This is a genomic window from Amycolatopsis sp. PS_44_ISF1 (genome assembly GCF_032335455.1).
Lineage (GTDB): Bacteria > Actinomycetota > Actinomycetes > Mycobacteriales > Pseudonocardiaceae > Amycolatopsis.
On record NZ_JANUXO010000002.1, the window covers coordinates 1912509 to 1934146 of the forward strand.

At 66.6% G+C, this 21638-nt stretch carries 14 protein-coding genes; 5 read left to right on the top strand and 9 right to left on the bottom strand.

Annotated elements, in window-relative coordinates; all coding sequences use genetic code 11:
• The first annotated feature begins 2 nt into the window (after positions 1-2).
• Genes NYF13_RS22880 through NYF13_RS22890 form a run of 3 tightly spaced genes read left to right on the top strand, consistent with a single transcriptional unit; the run spans position 3 to position 7356 of the window.
• Positions 3-1115, top strand: a complete 1113-nt coding sequence (locus NYF13_RS22880) for a hypothetical protein (protein ID WP_315660391.1) — start codon at positions 3-5, stop codon at positions 1113-1115.
• Positions 1108-4551: a hypothetical protein gene (locus NYF13_RS22885; protein WP_315659521.1), complete on the top strand. Its 3444-nt coding sequence runs from the start codon at positions 1108-1110 to the stop codon at positions 4549-4551. The genes NYF13_RS22880 and NYF13_RS22885 overlap by 8 nt, the downstream gene beginning before the upstream one ends.
• Positions 4552-4575: 24 nt before the next feature.
• A complete protein-coding gene (locus NYF13_RS22890; protein ID WP_315659522.1) occupies positions 4576-7356 on the top strand; it encodes a pPIWI_RE module domain-containing protein in 2781 nt (926 codons plus the stop codon).
• A 235-nt stretch (positions 7357-7591) separates the two neighbouring features.
• Here NYF13_RS22890 and NYF13_RS22895 read toward each other — a convergent pair whose 3' ends face one another.
• The 4 genes from NYF13_RS22895 to NYF13_RS22910 are packed head-to-tail and all read right to left on the bottom strand — an operon-like array spanning position 7592 to position 14319.
• Complete coding sequence (locus NYF13_RS22895) at positions 7592-8824, bottom strand: Wadjet anti-phage system protein JetD domain-containing protein (RefSeq protein ID WP_315659523.1); 1233 nt, start codon at positions 8822-8824, stop codon at positions 7592-7594.
• Positions 8821-12165, bottom strand: coding sequence for an SbcC/MukB-like Walker B domain-containing protein (locus tag NYF13_RS22900; RefSeq protein WP_315659525.1), 3345 nt, complete (start codon positions 12163-12165; stop codon positions 8821-8823). The genes NYF13_RS22895 and NYF13_RS22900 overlap by 4 nt, the downstream gene beginning before the upstream one ends.
• Complete coding sequence (locus NYF13_RS22905; protein ID WP_315659527.1) at positions 12162-12824, bottom strand: DUF4194 domain-containing protein; 663 nt, start codon at positions 12822-12824, stop codon at positions 12162-12164. The genes NYF13_RS22900 and NYF13_RS22905 overlap by 4 nt, the downstream gene beginning before the upstream one ends.
• Entirely contained in the window at positions 12817-14319 is a 1503-nt protein-coding gene (locus NYF13_RS22910) for a DUF3375 domain-containing protein (protein ID WP_315659529.1), read from the bottom strand. Before NYF13_RS22910 ends, NYF13_RS22905 begins: the two co-directional genes overlap by 8 nt.
• Positions 14320-14711: 392 nt before the next feature.
• Between NYF13_RS22910 and NYF13_RS22915 the strand changes: the two genes are divergently transcribed.
• Positions 14712-15044, top strand: a complete 333-nt coding sequence (locus NYF13_RS22915) for a hypothetical protein (RefSeq protein WP_315659531.1) — start codon at positions 14712-14714, stop codon at positions 15042-15044.
• Complete coding sequence (locus tag NYF13_RS22920) at positions 15041-15214, top strand: hypothetical protein (protein WP_315659533.1); 174 nt, start codon at positions 15041-15043, stop codon at positions 15212-15214. Before NYF13_RS22915 ends, NYF13_RS22920 begins: the two co-directional genes overlap by 4 nt.
• Positions 15215-16056: 842 nt before the next feature.
• On the opposite strand, the gene NYF13_RS22925 is transcribed toward NYF13_RS22920, so the two are convergent.
• The 5 genes from NYF13_RS22925 to NYF13_RS22945 form a co-directional block, all read right to left on the bottom strand.
• A complete protein-coding gene (locus NYF13_RS22925) occupies positions 16057-16317 on the bottom strand; it encodes a hypothetical protein (RefSeq protein ID WP_315659535.1) in 261 nt (86 codons plus the stop codon).
• Between the two features lie 1961 nt (positions 16318-18278).
• On the bottom strand, positions 18279-18497 hold the full coding sequence (locus NYF13_RS36785; RefSeq protein WP_396287628.1) for a hypothetical protein: 219 nt from the start codon (positions 18495-18497) through the stop codon (positions 18279-18281).
• A 212-nt stretch (positions 18498-18709) separates the two neighbouring features.
• A complete protein-coding gene (locus NYF13_RS22935; protein ID WP_315659537.1) occupies positions 18710-19141 on the bottom strand; it encodes a hypothetical protein in 432 nt (143 codons plus the stop codon).
• Positions 19142-19148: 7 nt separating this feature from the next.
• Positions 19149-20411 (bottom strand): putative T7SS-secreted protein, encoded by a 1263-nt coding sequence (locus NYF13_RS22940; protein WP_315659538.1) that lies wholly within the window; start codon positions 20409-20411, stop codon positions 19149-19151.
• Entirely contained in the window at positions 20411-20737 is a 327-nt protein-coding gene (locus tag NYF13_RS22945) for a hypothetical protein (protein ID WP_315659539.1), read from the bottom strand. The genes NYF13_RS22940 and NYF13_RS22945 overlap by 1 nt, the downstream gene beginning before the upstream one ends.
• Positions 20738-21638 lie beyond the last annotated feature (901 nt).

Sequence of the window (21638 nt, forward strand, 5' to 3'; positions counted from 1 at the left end):
AGATGGTGGCCAGCGCCATCGTGCGGCTCTCGCAGCAACAGGGTCCGCAGGAGCCCGTCTACGACGCCACGGTGCAGAACACCTACAACCAGCTCGTGTTGCTGTGCCTGCGGAAGGGACAGGCACCGCCGGCGAGTGTGCCGGAGATGGTGAGGTGGGCGGCACAGCACCCGATCGGCGAGGACCCGTGGCCATGGACGTTGCCGGAGGTTTTCGACGGCGGCGGGGCCGTGCTGGTCGACGACCAGACGCACACCCCGACCCAGCAGTGCTGGGAGTGGCGGGTCGCGGCGCGCGACGTCGCCGCCGAACAGGTCGAGAACCAGCTGATGCTGACGGCGATTGCCGAGTGCCGGGCCGCGAACGCCCCCGAGTCCTACACCGCGTTCCGCCGGCTGCTGATCCGTCAGCCGGTGCTGACCGGTGCCGAACGCGCCGCGATCGCCGACGACGACCTGGACCTGGAGCTGCTGCACGATGTGATCAAGAGCTGCTATGAGCCCGCGCCCGCGTCGTACCTGCGCGACGGCGCGTACGCGGTGTGCGCGCGGTGCGGGTGTCTGCTGGCGCCGATCGGCCGGGACCGCTACGTCTGCGAACTGGACCGGTGCCGGCGCGACCAGCATCCCCGGGTCGGCAAGCGGGTCGAGGCGCGCCGGGGCGGTGGCCTGTACCAGCTCAACCGGCCGATGCGGATGTTCATCACCGGCCCCGGCCTGGCGGAGACCGATCTCGAATCCGAGCTTGTCCGGCGCGGGCTCCGCCCGCAGATGTGGCCCAACTTCGACGCCTACGACCTGCGCATCATCCTGCCACGTGGGCGCGTGTGGGCGATCGACGTGAAGGACCGGGCCAACCCCGCGCTGCTCGGCCGCGGCGCTGCGCCGCTGCGGCGCAACCCGCCCTACGACGAGGGGTTCCTGGTCGCGCCGCAGTACCGATTCGATGAGCGCGAGGACTACGGCCGGGTGTTCGCCCACCACCGTCCCGACCAGCTGACCGGCAAAGTCGACCTGATCTCCGACCGCGAGCTCCTGGCCCGGGTGGATCGAGAACTTCGCCGCGTCCGCCGCAGCGAGGGCACCACGACGATTGAGGGGGCAGCCAATGCGTGAACGGAGTGGATGGCACGCCCGTCTGCTGGGCCAGCTCACCCCGGCCTGGCCGGAGACCCTCCCGGATTTCCGGCCGGGCCAGATGCTCGACGTGGAGCTGGGCCTCCACCTGCTCTGCTCGGCGACACCGGGACACACCGCGCAGGATGCCTGGACCCTGTTCGGCGGCTACCCCTACAGCGACGTGTTCGGCGCCCAGACCGCCGATACGCTCCTTCGGGTGATGCACGGCAGGCACTACCTGTGGGACATGCGCCGCCGACGGGAATGGATCCGCGCGGTCGAGGCATACCTGCGCGTCCCCGAGGAACTCCGCGGCTACCGCCTCGACGGCATCGACAGCACACCGGAGCCACGCGAGCCCAGCCGCGCGGCTGGCCGGTTCGAGGTGTACGAGGCGCTGCTGACCACCCCGCCGGCCTTCGCCCGCCAGCCGCTCCCGCTCGCGCAGCCCGGTGAGTACGAATTCTATGTGCGCGACCGGCGCTACTCGGTCACCTTCCCGGCAGAGCTGCTCGCGGACATCCCGGCACCGATCGGGCACGACCTCGACGGGCTGCCACCCTGCGGCGGAGCGCCAGTGGAGGTAACCTGGGTACAGCTGGAAACCACTGCGGCCAAGATGGACGCGATTGAGCAGAACCTGCCCGGCAAACTCAACGAGTGGGAACGCCGCCTGCGACGCGTGCAGCTGCTGATCCGCGACGACGCCCGCGGCAAGTTCGTCGAGCCCAAGGACGGGCGCCTGCGGGTCGATCGGCTAATGAATCTGGTCGGCATGGTGGGCGCCGGCAAATCGACGCTGCGCGACATACTCGCCTTCTGGGCCGCCACCGAGACCGGACGGCGCATCACAATCGTCGTCGGGGACGTCGCCGAAACCCTCGCGATCGTCGACCAGTTCACCCGCCTCGGAGTCGACGCCGCCCCGGTCCTGGGCCACTCCACGCGCGAGCGCAACCTCGAACGGTTGCACCGCCGCATGGCCTCAGCCGGCGCCGACACCATGCTCGGCCACGACCACCCCAGCTTCGACTACCTCAGCAGCGCCTGCCCACTGGACGCACTGCGCGGGGTGGAAGCACACCAGCCCCTGCGGATCGCCGAAGCACCCTGTACCGCGCTCTACCCCGTCCAGCGCCCCGATCCCGACACGGACGACCTCCTCGCCACCGCCGGCAGCAACGACACTGCCCGTTCGACGGGAACCGGACGCCGGAAGCGGCACGGCTGCCCCCTGTGGACGGTATGTCCCCGCCACCACGGCGCCCGGCGCCTGGTCGACGCCCAGATCTGGGTCGCCACCCCGGCCAGCCTCGTCCACAGCGGCCTGCCACCAACCCTGCAAGCCGAGCGTCTCCGCCACCTGGAGGCAGCGTGCCGGCTGAGCGACCTCGTCATCGTGGACGAAGCGGACCGCGTGCAGATGCAGCTCGACCGCGCGTTCGCCCCGGCCACCACGCTGGCGGGCCGGTCGCCGAACTCGTGGCTGGACGAGGTCGCCGGCCACAAGGTAGCCGAGCTGGCTCGCCGCGGACGACTGCAGCTCTCAGCCCAGGACGTGGACGACTGGACCGGCGCCATCGACACCGTCTCGGCGGCCACCGACCGGCTCTACGCCCTACTCATCGGCACCCCACCGCTGCGCAGCTGGATCACCGCGGACTACTTCAACGCGATGACGCTGCACCAGTGGCTGATCCGATCCTGGTTCCCCGACCTCACCGGGCACAACGACGATGCCGCCTCGGCAGGCCCTGTGGCACCGGACCGCGACCAGCGGCAGGCACGGATGGATCATGTCGAGGCCGTCCTCGACCAGTTCCGCGACGACCCGCTGGAGGAACTGACAACCGGGGATCCGGCTGATCGGGTCACGCCTGCGGCGAACACGCTGGTGCACCTGGCCTTGCAGCTTCTGCACGCTCAACGCGACTCCTTGATCCGCCAGCGGCTGCGGGAGGTCCTGCTGGACCTCGTCGAGCACGACCCTGCCATCGCCGACGACCTGGAAACCCACGCCAAACGCTTCGAACTCACCCTCATCCTGGCAGCCCTGCACCATCGGCTGGACCGGATGACCATCCTGTGGCCCCGGGTGGAGGCCGCGCTCAACCTGGAAGCTACGTCCAACGTGCTCTCGCGCCGTCCGCCCAAGGACTACGAGCCGGTCATGCCGGAATCGCCGATGGGCAACGTGCTCGGTTTCCAGTTCCAGCTCGGTGAACGCACCGCCGATGGCGACCAGAGCGGCGAACTGCGGTTCTTCCGCTGCAGCGGCGTCGGCCGCGAGCTGCTGCTCGGTCTCCCCGACCTGCCCGTCGTCGACGATCGGCCTGGCCCCAACGTGCTGCTCATGTCGGCGACCAGCTGGGCCGGCACGTCCACCCGCTACCACGTCCACGCCCCGGTTGACGCCGTCCTGCGGCCGCAGGATGACGAGGTCGAAGCGATCCTGAACACCACGATGCGGACCCAGTTCCTGTACTGGCCCGGCACCACGCCGCCCAGGCCGCTGAGGCTGTCCGGAAGCGGCCCGGACGATCGCGAAAAGGTCCTGGAGCAGATGCTCAATCAACTGGCGATCCCGGACCGCAGCCTCGGCGACGCCCCGAGCATGCTCGACGCGGAACTGGCCGACATCGACGACCTGGACCGGCGCCGGATCCTGCTGCTCGTCGGCAGCTACGCCGAGGCCAAGCACGCCGCGCGGCATCTCGACAGCATCCCGGAATGGAGCGGCCGGGTCACCCAGCTCGTCTCCGACGACGCCGATCTCGACAACAGCTGGATGGTGCTGCGCCGCGGCGAGCTGACCAAGTTCCCCGATCTCGGCAGCGAAATCCTCGTAGCTCCACTGCTGGCGGTCGAACGCGGCCACAACATCGTCCTGCCCGGCGGCAAGGCCGCCATCGGCAGCGTCTATTTCCTCGCCCGGCCGCACCCTCGACCGGACGACATCGCACTGGCCATACACGCGATCAACGACTGGGCCGTCCGCCAGATCCGTAACCCCGCCCGCACCTTCCACACCGACGCCCGCGCCGCTGGCACCCCCGACCAAGCTGCGTTGGCGTTCCGCCGGCGAGCACGCAAGGAGTGGAACCGATTCCTCACCCGCCAAGTGGCATGGAGCAGCCTGACCCCGACCGAGAAGATCAGCTTCACCTGGGACCAGCTGGTCGTCATGTGGCAGGTGATCGGCCGGCTGGTCCGCGGCGGTGTCCCCGCGCGCGTGGTCTGCGTTGACGCGGCCTTCGCGCCCCGCCAGGCCGGCTTCCACGCCGTCGACACACCCGACACCAGCCTGCTGGCCAGCATGCGCGCCGTCCTCGACCCGTACTTCACCGCCGACCCGGCCACTACCCCGCTCGATCGGTCACTCGTGCACGCGCTGTACGAGCCGCTCTACCGGGCGCTCGGCGACCTCGACTGACCTACGACCACGACAGGGAACCCCATGGTCTTTAACGAAATTCAACCCGCCGCGCTCATCCCCAACCCCGACAACGGGCCGTACGAGCTGGACCTGCACACCCTGGCCTTCCCCGCGGCATGGCGCGAAGCCGTCCTCGACTTGTACAAGTTCGGCAAGTCCGACGCAGCGCAGGCCAAGATCGAAGAGGTGCCGATCAGGGCGCTGAACTCGTTGATCCGCACCGTCGCGCCGGATCTGGTCACCGTCGACGCCAACGCCTCCTTCGACGCTACCCAGCCCTGGCTCTACAGTCGGACCAACTACCCGTCTCGCATCCTCGGCCGGATGGTGCATGCCTGGCTGCGCAGCCTGCAGCCCACCGCCGAAGGCTTCCAACGGTTCCGCGAGACCGCGCGCGTTCTCGATGTGGATTCCCTGTGCTGGCAATCGGACACGGTGGACCTGCTCGAGCACGAGCTCTCGCCGGGCGGAACCTGTGTTCCGGCCTCGCGGCTCTACCGGGTCCTGCCGGAGATCTTGGCCGACCGCATCACCGCCCAGCCAGCTTACGAATTCTGCGGCGAACATGTTCGGTTCCACCGCGTCGCCGTCGACGCCCGCGCGAACGGCGCCGAACTGATGTCCTGGCCGCCGTTGAAACACACCACCAAGGTCACCGACAAGGACGCCCGCAACCGCTACGGCAGTCATCGAGACTGGCGGTACTCCGCCGTGATCAGCATTTCGCTGCGCACTGTGCCGTTCTCGCCGATCCCCCGGATCTACCTGAGCACCCGGATCCGCCGATGGGTCGCCGGTCAGGTGTCGATGTCCGGGACGCAACGGGTGTCTGCCTACCTGCTCACAAAGGAACCATTCATCGAAGACGGTCAGCAGCCCGGCCGGTTCGCTGTTGCCCAGTTCGCCTGGAATCCCCGCACCCGCCAGATCGAATGGGTTCAAGGTGGGCCGGAGGGCATGCTCGCTCGCGTCGGCGCCATCGACAATCTCCCCGCCGCGGACGTCTTCGCCAAGGAACCCGATACCTGGATCGACGAACGAGACGGCATCCAAGGGGCCGCCAGCTACCACACGATGATGGGCTGGCATGGTGTCGGCGCCGGGCTCATGCCCGCCGAACGGCGCCGCCTAACCGAATGGGCCGCCGCCGCGCTCGAGCCCCAGCTGATCCCGGCACCGGTGCTGGCCCGCAGCAAAGTCAAACAGAACCCAACGAAGCTTCTTACGCCGAAAGTGTCGGTTCCGAAGAAGGACGCGACGGACGAAGAGATCGAACAAGCCGTCGCCACGAACCGGCTCATCGACCTCGACAACTCCGTCCGCCGCCGCGAGTACGCGGCGCTCGCCCTCGATAGCCGGGACCTGACCGCCGTCCTGCTGTACCAGTCTAGCCACATGCGGAACCAGCTCATCCGCGCCGCAGAAGCCAGCCTCGGACTCGCCGACTACCGCGAAGCAGTCGGTCCGGACGTGTGGAGCTGGAACGCCCCCGACCTCCGCGTGCGCATCCACGCCCGCGAACTCGGGGCGTTGGGAGCGCCGTTAGGCAACAGCGCACAGGCACCCCGGAAAGGCCAAGAACACATCGACGCGATCGGCCACCGCCGCTCCGCCGTCTCTGCTTACCTCCGCGACCTCGCCGCCGAACTCGGTGAGGCAACCGTCATCACTTTCGTCGAGCTCGATGGGCGCGACAAGTTCAAGCCGCGAACCACCGACCCGAAATTCGCCGTCCGGCTCGGCTGCGCCGACGCCGGCATGGTCAGCCAATTCTTCACCCCCGGCAACCCGAACGACCCTGATGACGATTCGGAGTTCCGTGTCGCGGCGGCGTGGGCCGATGGGCTGCGCCAGCTCGGCATGCGTCTCGTACCCGAACACACCGTCGGCGCCAAGATCCCCGAGGGCCTCAACCAGCTGGCGTTCTGGATTGTCAAACGACAAGCCACCGGCGAGACGAATCGGCCACAATTCACCCCTGTCGCTGTCCTGATCCGGCCCGGGCGGAAGTGCATCCTCGGCCGGACACCTGAGATGACCGAGTGGGTGCCTTACCCGCAGCTGCTCATCGCCCTCACCGGCCAGGTACGCCCCCAAGACCTCTCCACCGCCGATCAGCAGACCAAGGCCGTCGCCGCCTTCGTCCAGAACACGATCTACACCATGCGCGGCACCCCCACCCTAGTCGTCACTCACGCCCAGAACACCCGCAACCGGTGGCCGTGGCTGACCAACAGCGGCCTCATCGCCGACCGCATCAAGCTCGGCAACGGCCCGGCCCAGCGCATCCGACTCTTTGGCTCCAACCTCTACATCGCACGCATCGCCACCAACGACCGCGACGAGACCCCTCAATGGTGGGCCCCGAAGAACGACGAATCCGGCGGCATCAGCAAGGGCCTGTGGAAGCTCACAAATATCGACAAGAACAGCCACGTCTTCTACAGCACGAGCGACAAGAGTGGCACCCACACGCTCTCCGTGGAAGCAACGAAACTCACCCATCGCATCAACGCGAAAGGTAATGAAGAAATTCGTCCGGACAAGAACGCCTGGAACCCCGAGCTCTTGGAAATTACCATGATCGGGTTTTCGGACGCTGTCGAAGCTGAAGACTGGGCCATGTTCCTGCACCAACAGCGATTCGCCGAGGACTACCGTGACGCGCTCGCCCTTCCACTGATCCAGCACGTCGCCGAACTCACCTCCCAATACGGACTCCCTCACGACGACGAACCCGACGACTCGCCCAAGACCCAACTCGATCAAGTTGAGTCGCCCCCACTCGCTCGGTTGCAGTGACTCGTCTCCGGCCGCTGCTCAATGCCCGCGGATGCCGGATGTTGACTGGACGAATCCGGCCTGGCGCAGGCGAGAGGACATCATCACAATGCTTTCGCGCGGAAGACGCGTTAGGGAACTGACGCCGACGCTCGCGGTACGTTGGTGCTGCACGGGCCATGGCCACGCTGTTTCCAGTGGTCTGAAGGAGACCTTCACCGAGCGCACCTGCGTGCATCAGCCCGGTCGGCAAGACTCAGGCCTGGGACTTCAAGATGCGCAGCAGTCGGGATGCGGCGTGATTGAGAGGGATGGTTTCCTGCTCGATCCTGCGGAATGGGGTGAGGCCCGCGGTTGCAATGATGTTGTACGCGGTGGTCTCGTCTTCGGTCAGGTGGGGCAGGGGCGCCGATGACGGCTTGATGGCGCGGCCGGCCTTGTCGTGGTTGACACCGTTTTGGGCGTAGTGGTGCAGGTCGGTGGCCTCCATGAGGATGGAGGTGACGGGCTTCGCCGATGCTCCGTCCGGGGCGGACTGAGCCAGCGCCGCGCGGAACTGGTCGAGGATCGCGTACCCGTCCGCGTCGATGTCGCCCCAGTAGACGACGTGGTCGGCAGCACGGACCCAGGGCACGTTCGCAAGCAGAGCGGCTGCTGCCTTGCCGCCGCCCTCGACCACGATCGTGTTCTTTATCGGCGGGAACCACAGGCGGGAGTCGCGGTTCTCCACAACGAGGACGACGCGTGGCTGGTAGGCAATGTCGTGCACGTCACCGGTGGTCCAGGCGTCGTGTCGGCGGCGGCCCGACGCAGCGTGGTCAGGGTCGACATAGGTAAGGTGTATGACGGTCAGTCGTGGCCGGACTTCGTCCCGAACGTCGCGTCCGGTGACGTCGCGCAGCAGTGCACCATGGATATTAAGCCATTTGGTGTGCATGCCGGGGACCGCAAGTTGCCGCAGGGTCCACATGCTGGCATCGGGGTGCTGGCGTAGCCAGGTCACGGCGCTGACCAGCACCTGCACGTCGATGGCCAGAAGACGGGAGACTGCCCGGAGAGTTCCCGGGGTGAGGATCGCGTCGGCGGATCGCAGCGCCGACGCGAGCGCACAGATGCGGCCTAAGTCCATCATCAGAGGCTCTGTGGAGTGACGGGTGTCGGCTATCAGCGAGACGGCGCCGTCCAGGTCCGCGACGAGCGTGGCGGGGAAATCGCCGGCGACTCCTCGGATGGTCACGGCTTTGCGAGCGAGTTCCACACCGGCGGGGAGATGGTCGGAAAACTCGCGCCATTGCATGTGCCACTCGTGCCAGGCGGCGTGCCCGAGTTGCTCGACGGCCTTGCCGGTCGACACGCCGGGGCGGAGTGGAACGGAGAACACGACGTGGTCGCCGACACCGAAGTCCGCACACACGGCTTCCGCCCACTTCTGATCGATTTTGCGGCGCAGAGCCGCGACGGCGTCCTGCGGGGTGAGGAGTGCGCTCATGCCTCCGGAACACCGACCAGGGGCTTCGCCCAGGATCGGCCCTGGGAGTTCTTGAGGATCAGGTATTCCGCGTCGACGTGAGGTTCGATCGCGCTGTGTTTGTCGTTGGGTGCGCCGATGATGAGCTGGAAACCGAGGCCGCGCCACGCGCCGATGGCCCGGCCGGTGAAGTGTGCGTCCGCCTTGATCAGTGCTTCGTCGAGGAACACGGGGGCGTAGCGGGGGCGAGCGGCGCCGGCGTCGCCCAGCTGGTACCGGAGCGCGGCGCCGACGATAAACGCGACCAGCTCTTGCGACTCGCCGCCGGACTTCTCGCCGATGTGGTCGTACACGGCGACGTGCACACCGTCGAGATCGCGTTTCTCAGCACTGATCCGGACGTGGTTGCGCACGTCGACGAGGTCGGCGAAGTCCGGCGCGGTGCGTCGGATGCGGTCGATGACCTTGGCCATCCGGTGATAGGCACGTTCCCGGTCTTCGTCCGTTGCCGCCTGGTCAATAAAAGCACGTACCTCGCGCAGCTCCTTGCGGAATCGGGCACGCACCGTGGAGTGGCTTTCCTGCGGGTCGATGCGCAGCCGGTGGTTGTCGTCGGCGAACGGCAATGCGGCGAGGATGCGGTTGACCGGGTCGATCCGGTCGCGGATCTCGCGGACAGCCGCAGCGAGTTCGCTGTCCAGGCCGGTCAGGTCGTTGCCGGACAGTTTGAGCAGGCTGTCCCGCCACTCGGTTTCCAGCTCGTGCAGGCCGCTGGTCTCCAGGTCGGTGAGCAGACGGTCGAAGTCGCGGTAGGAGGCCTCCGCGTCGATGCCGAGATTCGGGTTCGGCCAGCGCTCGAGGAACGTCGAGAACGTGTCGATCAACGCTTTCTTCGATCGGCCGATGGTCTCCGCCGCGGACTTCCGGTCGGTGCTGAGCCGTTCGGTGGCCCGGTTCACCGCTGCGTCGAACTCCGCGAGGGCCCCCGCCGGGTCGGCGCCGTCCGGGTCGCTGTCGAATAGACCCTCCAGGTACGCTTGGTGGTCCTGGCTGGGATCGCTGCCTGTCTCTGCGGCCGTGTCGAGCGCTAGTTGGGCGCGGTCCACTTCATCGGCAGTCGACTCCCAGGACTCGCCGAGTATTTTCACGGTGTCCTTCTGTCGGCCGACGCGCTCGGTCAGTTCCCTGACCCGCTCCTTGAGATCGTCCACCTGGCGCTGCAGCTGATCGATCTTCGGATTGTCGAGACGGACCTCCTCAACGACGTGGGTCAAACGGTCCCGCTCCGACTCGACCGACTCGACGTCCACCTGGTCCCAGGACAACTCGGTCAGGATTTGGTAGGCCGCGCGTCTGGCTTCGAACAAGTCGAGATTTTTCACCGCCCGCGACGCCGAGGTGACAGCTTTGTCGAGGCGTTGACGCGCAGAGTCGATTCGGTTCTGAAGGTCGGCAAGCAGCCTGCTGTTGGTGAAACCGAGCAGGTTGGGCCGGCCGTGTCCGCCGTGTGCGCCCCGGCCGCCTTCCGCTGTCTGGCCGGTGATCGTGAGTGCCTTGGAGTGCTGCGCCAGGAGCGTGGGTGTCTCGACGCAGACGAAGTCGAACCGGCGGGCGAGTTCGCTCTTGAGCCAGGCGGTGAACGGCGATGGCCGGTAGTCGAGCCGGCCCGGGAGCGTCCTGCCGTCCAGCCCGACCTCGTCGCGCAGGCCGGTACGCACTCCCTCGAACTGAATCCGTCGGGCGGTCGGGATGGCGTTGATGGCCTCGCGGAACGAGTTGAGTCCGCCGATGTCGATCAGCATCCGTGTGGCGAATCCGCCGAGCGCCAGGTTGAATGCGTCGCGCCACGGTTCGAACTCCGTCCGCACCTCGATCAGCTCGCCGACGAACGGCAGGTCGTCCGAGGTGAGCCCGGCGGCCTCGGCCAAAACCGCGCGCGCCGTGTGCAGCTCGGTTGGGATGTTGCCCCTGCGAGTCTTGACCGCTTTGTGCTCGGCGCGCCACTCGTTCAGCTCGCGTTCCGCTTCCTTTTTCTCCGACCTTGCCTCGGCGAACTGGTTCTGAGCGGTTTGCCTGGCGTCGGTGTCGGCAACGAACTGATGCGCCGCCTCGACGAGTACGGCGAAATCCTTCCCGGTCGACACGGTGGCGTCGATGGTGGCCAGCGCCCGGTCCAGTCGTTCCCGTGAGCGCTCGACGCCGTCCAGTCGCAGCTCTACGCTGCGGATTTCCCGGAGTGCGGTGGCCAGGCGGTCACCACCGGAGGCGTGCAGCGTGGCGGCCACCCCTTCGCGCTGCGATTCGGCCGCCTTGACCAGCGCGATGGTCTCCGACAGTTCTTCTTTGGCTCGGCGGTGCCGCTGAGACAGGTCAGTTTCGGCGGCGCGCAGCAGGTCAAGGCGACGTTCATGACGCCACAATGCGGCAGGAGTTGACGTGCCGGTGAACGATCCGACCTCGTCGATCAGGCGCAATCGGTCCACCGCGTCGTCGATGGTGTGCCGGTGTTCGCGGATCGGAGTCAACGCCTTCACCTGCTGGCGGGCGACGATCATCCTGGCCCGTGTTCCGGACAGCTCGTCGAACTGCTGCACCACCGCGTCCGCGGTGGCCAGTGTGGACGGCTCTTCGAGGACCATCGTCTTGTACAGGGAATCGACGGTGGTGATCTGCTGGCCGGCCTGGATCCGGCCCAGCAGCGCGACCGCCTTGTGCCCGTCGCCGGCGGCGCCGATGCCGAGCGTGGTGTGCAGCCGCGCGGTGAACTCCCGTTCCTTCTCGAAGCAGTTCAAGCCAGTCGCCGTGACTTCGGCACGGGCGAGCTTCGCGCGTGCCGGGCCTTCCAGATCCCGCAGTTGATATCCGTGATCACAGACGGCACGCACCGCGACAATATCGTCGAGGCTGCGGGCGGACGATGGCACGTACCAGGCCCGGAGCGCGGTGAACGCGGCACCGGTGTGGTTGGTCCACGTCATCGAGATGGCGGACCAGGTGTCGAGGCCGTCCCCGCGCAGCACCCGCAACGTCGTCTCGCCGTCGGTCCGGGACTCGTCGAGCTTGCCGCGCGCATAGGACAGGATGTTGCGCTGGTCCTTGCCTCGGGGTCTGCCAACCACGCCGCCGTTGGACGCCCCGTTGAAGGGCGTCGTGTGCGGCATGAGCAACGCGATATAGGAATCCATCAGCGTCGACTTGCCCGACCCGGAACCTCCGCTGAGCAGGGTCGCGCCGGATGCAAGTCGCAGGTGGTGGTACCCGTCGTAGCCACCCCAGTTGACCAGTTGCACGTCTCGCGCCACCCACTGCTCGCCCCGCGACGCCGCCGGGATCAACCCGAACAGTGTGTCGATCATGCTCACGCCGTGGCCTCGTTCCGTCCGCGCAGCCACTGCTCCAACTCGGAGAGCTTCGCGGTGCTCAGCACGACCTCCACCATGGGGGTGATCCGATACCGGCCTGCGGACTCCTCCGTGAGCAGACCTTCGGTGACCAGCCGCTCCACCGCTTTGCGGACCTCCTGCTGGCCGCGGGCCATGTTGTGATCGTGGGGATCGAAGTAGGTCAGCACGGTCTGCTCCAGCTCCTCGACATCCACCCGCGCAGACGTCTCGCCCGTGCCGCGTTCCCGCTGGAACACGGTCCGCAGGTGCACCAGCACCAAGGTCTCAGCCCGGCTGTAGGAGTCGTCCTTGAGCAGGATCGGCACGTCCAGCTCCGCCGAGCGCACCTGCTGCTTGTAGGCGACGCCCCGGTCGTGGTCGACCACGAGCCGCACAAACAGATCGTGCAGCCGCGACTCAAGGATCTGCTGATTCTCCAGCAGCGTGCGCCACTGCGCCCGATTCTTCTCGGCCAACAGGAACTTCCGCCGCAATAGCTGGACCAGGACCCGCCGCACGTCCGCGTCCAGGGTGCCAGCGTCGCCGGCGAACAACTCGGTTGGATCGTCCTCCATCGAGACCGGGTCGATAAACCCAGTCTCCGCGCCTGCCGGCCAGCCGTCGTCCGGGTCACTCATCCTCGGTGTTCCTGTCTGCGATCGCCGGATTCGCCGCCACTACGCCGCCGAGTGCGAACCGGCGCCGGGTCTGGTCGGGGCGGACTGTGTCGACCACCGCGACCTCGGCCGTCTCGGTGATTCCCGCGTCGTGGGCGATCTCCAGCAAGCCGAGCAGGTCGACCGGCCGCTGAATGTCCTCGACCGCCGCGCGGAACGCCGCCGCGACATCCACACTCTCCGCATCACCTGCGAACGCCGCCAAGTGCGCGCGCAGCTCGGCGTACCGGGGGCCACCCCATGCCCGGGTGTCCCCCGACGGCACGTCCTCAGCTTCATCCCATTCCCGCAGAGGCGCGGGCGGCTGTGGTGGCCGCAGGTCACTCATCCGTTGCCGCAGGTGTCCGACGTCGGCCACCGGCAGGCGACGGAGCGGTTCAATGGCCTCGCCTCGGCGTGAGCCGGGAACCCACTTGTGGAAACCGGACATGACGTCTCTAAGCAGTTCGTCCACCTCGCGGTCGCGCATCGGATCGTGGTTGCGGACCTGAGTGGTGATCACATGGGATGCCTGCCGCTGCGCGGTCAGCACCTCCTTGACACCCTGTTCGATCCGGCGCGAGATCTCGGTGAGTTCCCGCCGCTGCAGGTCCGGCAGCAGATCGGCGAACCGGTGCCGCAGCACCGTGCGCAGCCGGCTCCACAGGTCATCGATCTGCACCGGGTCACCGATCAGACGCAACGCCCCCGCGAACGCGCGGCCTTCCGGCGTCGCGTCCAGGATTCGCTGGCCGCGGGCCAGATACTCGCGGAGCACCTCACCAGTCGGCCGCACATCGTGCCGCAACTCGGCGACGACGTCGCGCTGAATGGCTTTGATCGACTCCGCCACACGGGCGAAGTCCGCAGGCAGCTCCCGCGCCAGGTGCAGCACGTTCTCCGCCGCCTCGAGCAGTTGTTCGTCTTCGACGGTCTCGACGGCACCACCTGCTTCGAGCCGGGTGAGCTCCTTCTGACGCTGCCGGATCTCCTCGTGGAGGCGCGCTATCCGGACCGTGACGTCCGGATCGGCGTCCTGCGCGAGCCGCTCGATCGCCTCCAGCAGCGTCCTGACCCGGGACTCCGACACCCTGGTCCGCGCTCCGCCGACCCGTCCGGCCACCTCGAGCGCACCGACACCGTACGCGGACAGCCGGTACACCTCGACGTCATCGTCGGACACCTGACGCACCAGCCACCCCGCCTGCACCCACTGCCGGCACAGGTCCCGCGCGTTCCCAGCGGGCAGCGGCTGGTTGTCCTCGTCGCCGTAGCCCGTGGCCCGCAGCTGGTCGAGGGCGTCGTTGATCTCCGCATGCGAGTCCGCCAGCGCCACCATCGGCCGCTCCGCAGTGAACACCATCGCCAGCACCGTCACCACGAACGGCGCGTGCGTCTGGTGGAGCAAGGCCAGCATTGGGTTCTGAAACGCCCGGAGCGCGCCCTGATAGGCGCCTTCAACGCCTCGTGTATCCATCACCACGTAGTGTAGATCGTGAATCCGGCTGAGTAGCTACCTTGCGCAACTGTGGGCCGCTGCTAGTGCCTGCGGGCCGCCCACCGACGGGCCGACGAAAATCGGCGAGACCTACGGCAGCTTCGCCGTCGGCATCCGCCTGTCGATCGAGCGGCTGCGCGACCTCGCGACCCGAGGGCGCCGACATCGAGACCCACGTCTACAAGATCCTGCCCACCTGGCGGCTGATCGGGCTCGACGCCACCCTGTTCCTGTCCGCCTGCGGCGAGAGGCACACTTCGCCGTTGTACAAGCTCACCGGGCCGCCGCATGGCGCACTGCACCGCGGGTTCCGTAGGTTCACAGAGGAATAGCAGCGCACCGCGCGACGCATCGTCTGAGAGGAGCCCGCCGTGTCCGTCGAGGCCGAGTTGACCGCCGTCGTTCGCGAGCCCGAGCCCGTGCTGGTCAAGCTCGCCGAACGGGCCGAGGCGGTGCACAGCGTCTACGCGGACAACTACCACGACCGGCCTGGCGACGACCGGCGCGTCGTGCTCGCATACAAGGTACCGCCGGCGGACGAGGAGTCGCGGTCTAAGCCGGAGCACGAGACCACGGTGGCCGACCCGGACGTGATGGGCACAGTCTTCGTCGGCCGGGGCCTGGTCGAGCTGATCTCGCTGGAGAAGTACTGTGACAACTACGGTTCACCGCTGACGGCCGCGGCTCGCTCGCCACCGTCGTGACGATTCCGGAGCTGGACGGTCAGACGCTCATCGAGCTGGAGGCCATGGCAGAGCCGGACGGCCTGAAGGCCGCACTGGTATCGGTCCGCGCGGTCTTGGACGAACTCGGCGTCACCGAGGACGATGCGGTCGCCGAGTCCTACACCGACATGGCCGCCAACGCGCGCTAGCTGCCCGGTCCATGTTGATGCGACGTCTTCGAGCAAGTGGGGCGCGTCGCTCCGGACACCAACACTGCCAGCATCGACCGTCCTGGCGATCGTCATGTGACAGCGCCGTGACCGGACGTGGATGCCATCCTGCCGAGATCTCGAACCGGGGACTTGCCGAAGGATAGTGGGCACGAACAACTCAAGGAGGTGGTCCGCTCGAAGTCGGCGGTGAAGAGCTGATGCTCCGGTCTTCCCCGCGCGAGCGAGGGTGGTCCACCGAACACCGTTTCGGTGATCTCGCGCTGCAGGACTTCCTCGCGCGAGCGAGGGTGGCCCCGAGGACCGCCGCCCGCGCGGCCCGATCCTCCGCCGTCGGCATTACCCTGTCGCCAAACAGTACGAGCGGGACATAGTTAGGCAGCGACGACGCCTTCTCCTTCAGCGGCGGCTCGAGGTACCGCTGCTCCTCGTGGCCAGATCGCCGGTCAAGGATCTCGGCGACCCGGTCCACCCGACGGATACAGGCGAGAAGGCCGATGCCGAGGGTGATCGGGAACCGCGGGGCACCACGGGCCCGCTCCACCAGCGCCAGAATCTCGCCAACGTTCGCGGACCTGGTGTTGCTGTGACCGCGAACGTAGGTCGCACCATCGGCCAACTGGTCCTCCCCCCGCACGCCGTACGCCTCGTAACAGAGCTAGATCGGTTACCCGTCCTTCGGGGAAGCCTGACGACGGCCAGCACCTCCCGTTCGCCGTCCACGCCGAGCCGGCCGAACTCGAACCGGGCAACGTCGCACCCAGATACGGACGAAGCCGATCCGCGAACTCGCGCGGCTCGGCACCACCCGCCCTGCCCTGCTACACGCCGATCACCAGCACGGCGTACCCCTCGAAGTGCCGCGCCGCATCCTCGGGCAGCCGGTTCGCGCAGGCCAGGAGAAACTCAACCACCTGCACCAGCCCCTGCTTCACCGCGATGTGCGCGGTGCTCTTGGCTTCGAGATAGCTCGTCTCCGCCGCATCACCATTCGCAACTACATGATCCAGAACCGACCACAGAATGCGCACGCCCAGCGGCACAACATTCGCACTCACCCACCCACCAACCTTCACATGCATGTCTTCATCCGTTCAGCCCGACCGTCATGTCAGCTGTCGAACCCGCACGCGAACGAGGTAAACAACCTGGTCAACCCGTGTCGCAGGACCGCTTGAGCACAGCAGGAAGAACGGAGACATAACGGAGCCCAGACTGGCCGTTCACAACAGCAAACATGATCTTGGAATCAGCGAAACCGCAGGTAGAAGCCCCGCAAACGCAGGCCGTTTCAAGATCACCGCAATCAAACCCGCGGGCTTTTAATCCTCGGGTCCAGGGTTCGAACCCTGGTGGCGCACTAGTTTCTGCAGTTCAGCAGCACTTTGGCCAGGTTGCGCCACTGGGCATACGCAGAGGATCAACGAGTGGATGGGGAGCAGCGGGCCGCAACCGGAGAACGTGTTCAAGCCGGTTACCAGGCGCCTCAAGAACGAGCCTGAACAGGACAGCGAGCCGAACCGGTTGCGGCGGGAGAACGCCCGACTCCAAACAGAGGTCGCCTACCTGAGAGAAGGACGTGTCTTGAGGGAGCGATGACCGCGGCGAAGGTCCGTGCTGTCACTCTTTCAAGACTCAGAACCCCCTTCAGCATCTGCTCGCCGCTGCTGGACTGGCCCGGGCGACGTTCCTCTACCACCAGGCCCGCCTGGTGCGGCCCGATCCCCGAGCCGAGCAGAAGGTCGCGATCACCGTCCCCTGCGCGGGGAACCAACGCTAAGGCATCAAAACGTACATCATGAGCTCCGCAAAGCCGGCCGGCTGGTAATGAGGAGGACCGCGCGCACGCTCATTCGGGAGCTGCGCCTGAGCTGCGTGACCCACCGTCGGCATCGTCACGTCTTCTACCAGGGCATAGTCCCGACAACGCGCTGAAATAGAAGGTCACCGCAACAGCACCGAACCAGAAGTGGGTCCCCGGCATCACCGAGTTCCACGTCTGCGCCCGCAAGGTCTACCCCTCACCGGTGATGGACCTGTTCGACCGGCGGATCATCTACTACTTAGTCCGCGCCTCAGGTGCACTGAATGCCTCCCCGTGAGCGACAGACCGCCGCTGCAGCCAAGCGACGTGGCACGGCCCACAAGAAGGCCACCACCGCGCCCAAGGCCAAGAGCAAGACCAAGGCGTCCAGTGGCTCTAGCTGAGGCTAGAGCGTGAGCCCACCGTCGGGCAGCATCAGTCGCTCTACCTGCGGCGCTGTCCCAGGCGTGGGCAGCGCTAGTGACAGCTATAGGGCCGCGTTAGTATCAAGTAGCCGCCTTGCTGCTAAAACGGTAAAGCGGCAAAGCAGTCAAGATGGGGCGGCATCCGTCTGAGACGGACACCGCCCCCTGCCTAGCGGCCCAGCAGGCGGCAAACTTCCTGGGTCGTAGCAGCCAGCGCCGTCAGGAGCTGGATCACTCGGATGATGGTGTCGCCCGGGCAGGGTTTTTCTCGGCTCGGGCGGCGCTCCGGGGGCGGACCGCCGGACTCACCTTCATCCTCATGGTGATCAATCATTCGTGTGCTCCCTTTCTATCGGGGAGGCCGACAGCCTCCTGATCGCGGACCCCGAGCGATCGGGAAGCGACGAGATCACATGACGACTGGCACCGCGGACGAGAGTAGCCGAGCGAATGCGCGCGGGAACGCCCGGGTATGCCCATCGTTCTGATGCAAATGCATTGGCGTGCAACGCATACTCAACTCGACTTAAGTTGAATTCCAACCTTCAGGTTTTCAACCCTCGGTCCGGTGATGGAGCATGGGCATGCGTGGTCCCGCAGGCAAGCCGACGTCGCTGCAGATCTTGCATGGTGACCGGAAGGACAGGATCAGCGATGCCGAGCCGGTGCCCGGCCGTGGAGATCGTGCCGCCGGAGTGGGTGTCGGGGACGGGCCGGACGATCTGGGATCGACTCGGGCCGAGCATGATCACCCGTAAGATCTGGCCGCGTGGGACGTCGACGCCTTCGGTGTGCTGTGCGAGGCACTGGCCCGCTATGCCGTGGCAACCGTCCTGGTGAACGGGTCCGCGCTATACATCAGCACATCAGCCCGCCGCTCGCCCAGGTGCCGCGCCGCGTACGCCCGGACATCATCGCGGACACCGTCGGCGTCCCCGCTGGCCGCGTTCAACAGCCGCTGCATCCCATCCGGCGTCGCGTCACCGGCCACCTCGGCCAGCGTCCACCCGTTGTTGAGCGCCACCGGCGCCAACAGCCCTCGTATATAAACCCGCGCACGCCGACGCGGTTCAGCCCGTAAGAACCGGCCAGCTAACAACACAAACAGGTCATCCAAGCCGGCCGTCCACGATCACAAGACCGGCAGGCTACACCTACTAATAACGAAGTGCGGCCGGAGTACTAGAACTTGCTAGGTCGCCGCAGTTGTCGTCGCTGCCCGTCCGTACCGTACTGTCTACCGGGCTACGGGAGCCGGGCGACGTAGCAATCGTCGAAGCTGGTGTAGACGGCAACGAAGACTCCGTCGATGTTGACGACGCAGCCGATGACCTTATTCGACAGGGCCATCATCGGGGCGAGGTCGACCACTTTCGTGCCGATCAGCGACACGAACGGCTCCTGATGGGACGTGTCGAACGCGGTGAGCTTGCCGGACTCCTTGACGAACTCGACGTTCTCCGGGGTCATGGCGCCCTCGAACGGATCCACCCACGCCTCGGCTGACATCCGGATGGACTCGCCGTCCGGGCCGGAGTCCATGAACAGCACCCGTCCGGACTCGAACCGGAACTCCACCGCGCCGACCGATCGTTCCACGGTCTCGCTCAGTGCGTGATGGATCCGGCGCACGCCGGCCAGCGTGTCGCCGAGGTAGGCGCGGAAATCGATGGTCATCGTGTCCTCATTTCACCGGAGTGGCGCCGTTGAACCAGCCGTTACCCTGGCCACCCTTAAGAATGGTGACGAACTCTCCATCGCTCTTCGTGACCACCACGTCTTCGCCCTTCCGAAGGAAATAATAGTCACCACCCCCACCGCCCTGTGGGTTCCAGGGGCCCTGGCGGACTTCATTGGGCGTGCGGGAGATGTCATCGACGTGTTGCCGGACCCACGCCCGGGACTCGGCATCGGCCGGGTTCAGACCATAGTCCTGGGCATGCTTGCCAACTTTGGTGCCGAACTGCTTGCTGTCGACCTTCACCTCGGGAACGTTGTCCGGCCGACTGACGTCCCGTGGTTCAAGGCCGTCGCCTCCGGACGACCCGGTGTGGTCAGTCCGCATCGGCGACACACTGTCGTCACTCACGGCGTGCAGCATGAGGTCCCCGCCGGCGGCCGCGACGGTGGTAGCACCCAGCCCGATGAGCGCGGCTGAGCCCACATTGACCGCTACGCCTGCGGGTGCCAGCACGACCGTCGCGTCCAGCAGGCCACCAAGACCCTCTCCACCCGCTCCGGCCACTATCGTCAACGCGCCCAGGGCCGCTGTGGCGACGTCCCCAGGGTGGTTGATCATCGCGGTACCGATCGACGCCGCAGTATTGACCACTGTGCCGGCGACGTTCTCCAAGACGGCGCCGACGTCCGAGGCAATATCGGTGACGTCGTCCCGTAGCCTCGACCAAAACCCGGGCTTCTGCGGGGCCTTGTCCCGCGCGGCGCCGACTGCCTTGTTGGCGCCATCGCCCGCGCTCTTGAGCTGGCCGCGCGCACTGGTGAGGATGTCGCGCGCGGCACCCCGCTTACCCTCGCCCACGGAATCGTCGAACGGGAGGCTGCTGCCGGCCTTCTGCTCGTCCTGTTGGTGCTTGGCTTTGGCCTGGCGGGTCACGGTCTCACCGTCGTTCCACAGCCGGATCGCCTCGGCCGCCTGCCCCTGCGCCCAGGTCAACGTGGAGGTGTACGTTTCCAGCGCGGTGGCAGCGTTGTGGAAACAGTCGCCCGCCTCCAGCCATTTGCCGGGCTGGCCTTCGAACACCTTACGGAAAGCATCACCCGCCGGGCCTGTCCACCCCTGGGTGGTGTCGATCTTCTGGAGGCCCTCGCCGGCCTCGTGCAACGCGTCGCCATACGCACGCATCGCGTTGAGCGTGCTGGTAACCGAGCCAGGATCACCGGGAACCAGTTCCTGGGGGTCGGACGTATCTCCCAGCTCCTCGGCCATCAGTGAGCCCCTGGATCATCGCCGCTAGACCGCCGGAGGACACCGTCGAGATGCCCCTTCAGCGACTTGTCCATCTTCACGTACTCGGCGACGCTCTGCGTGAGCCTCGCCGCGACCTCCTGTCCGTCCTTTGCCAGGTGCTCGACGCCGATCTCCCACCGGTCGCAGAAGTCGGCGACGGTGCCGGCGAGGTCATTGTGCCCGAGGGCACCCTCGTTCGTGTTGATGTCCTTGACCTTCTTGGCTGCCAGCTCGTCCAGGGTGTTGTTGACCCCCTCCGCCGCCTTTTCCAACGCGCCGAGATCGACCGCGAATCCCCCTGCCACCGATACCCCTCCCGGCTGACCCAGCCCAAGCACAACTCAGACACACCCTGGGCCGATCAATTCCCACGGACTTCGGCCGTAGAGACAGCAACCAGCCCTGCATGGCATACAGCGCCCAGACGCGAAGAGATGCCCACACTTCCGCCCCCACCACACCCCCTGGCGATTCCTGGACCGAAAGAGATGAACACCAGTCCCATGCGCGACCTTAACACCTCCCAAGCATGGCACCACAGCCGACGACCAGCCCTCAGACGAACAATCAAATAGACACCCGAATGGACCATCAGCCAAAAGCATCCTCACGTTGCATGCCCCTCGGCCGCCGCACCCAGACCCTTCCGCCACAGCTGAAAGCGTTGCGATCTGGAACTGGGCAGATCGTTGACATGCCGTCAGTATGCGCTACTAGTCCCTCTCGGGAGCCCCCGCGGGCCGGATTATGCGCAGGGACCGTTCCGGAGCTTGGGAGTCCACGCAGGAGCGAGTCCAAGCCGCCGCGGAAGCGGTCGGCGGAGCAGGCCGCCGCGGCGGCGATGATGCTGGAGGCGAAGGCCCGCGGGCCGGCACTGACCGGGCCCGGCCGGGTTGCTGAAGCTGTTCACCAGGAACGTGCCGGAAACCGCGCTTGACGAGGAAACGATCAAGCACGCGGGCATGAGAAGAACCAGGATCGCCAGCACTGGATAGGCCAATAAGCAACGGCAAAGATCTCCAATTCGCTCTGTCCCATACGACTAACTCGAGAAATTTCGATAGAAATAGTCATATTCCGCGCGCTGGCGCTAATATCGCTGCCCCGACCGATCTCAGGCCGTCCACAGGCCGTGGTACGTCCGGATCGAACCGGACCTGACCGGACGCGACTAGATCGAAACTGCAGGTCAAAGCCTGTACACCG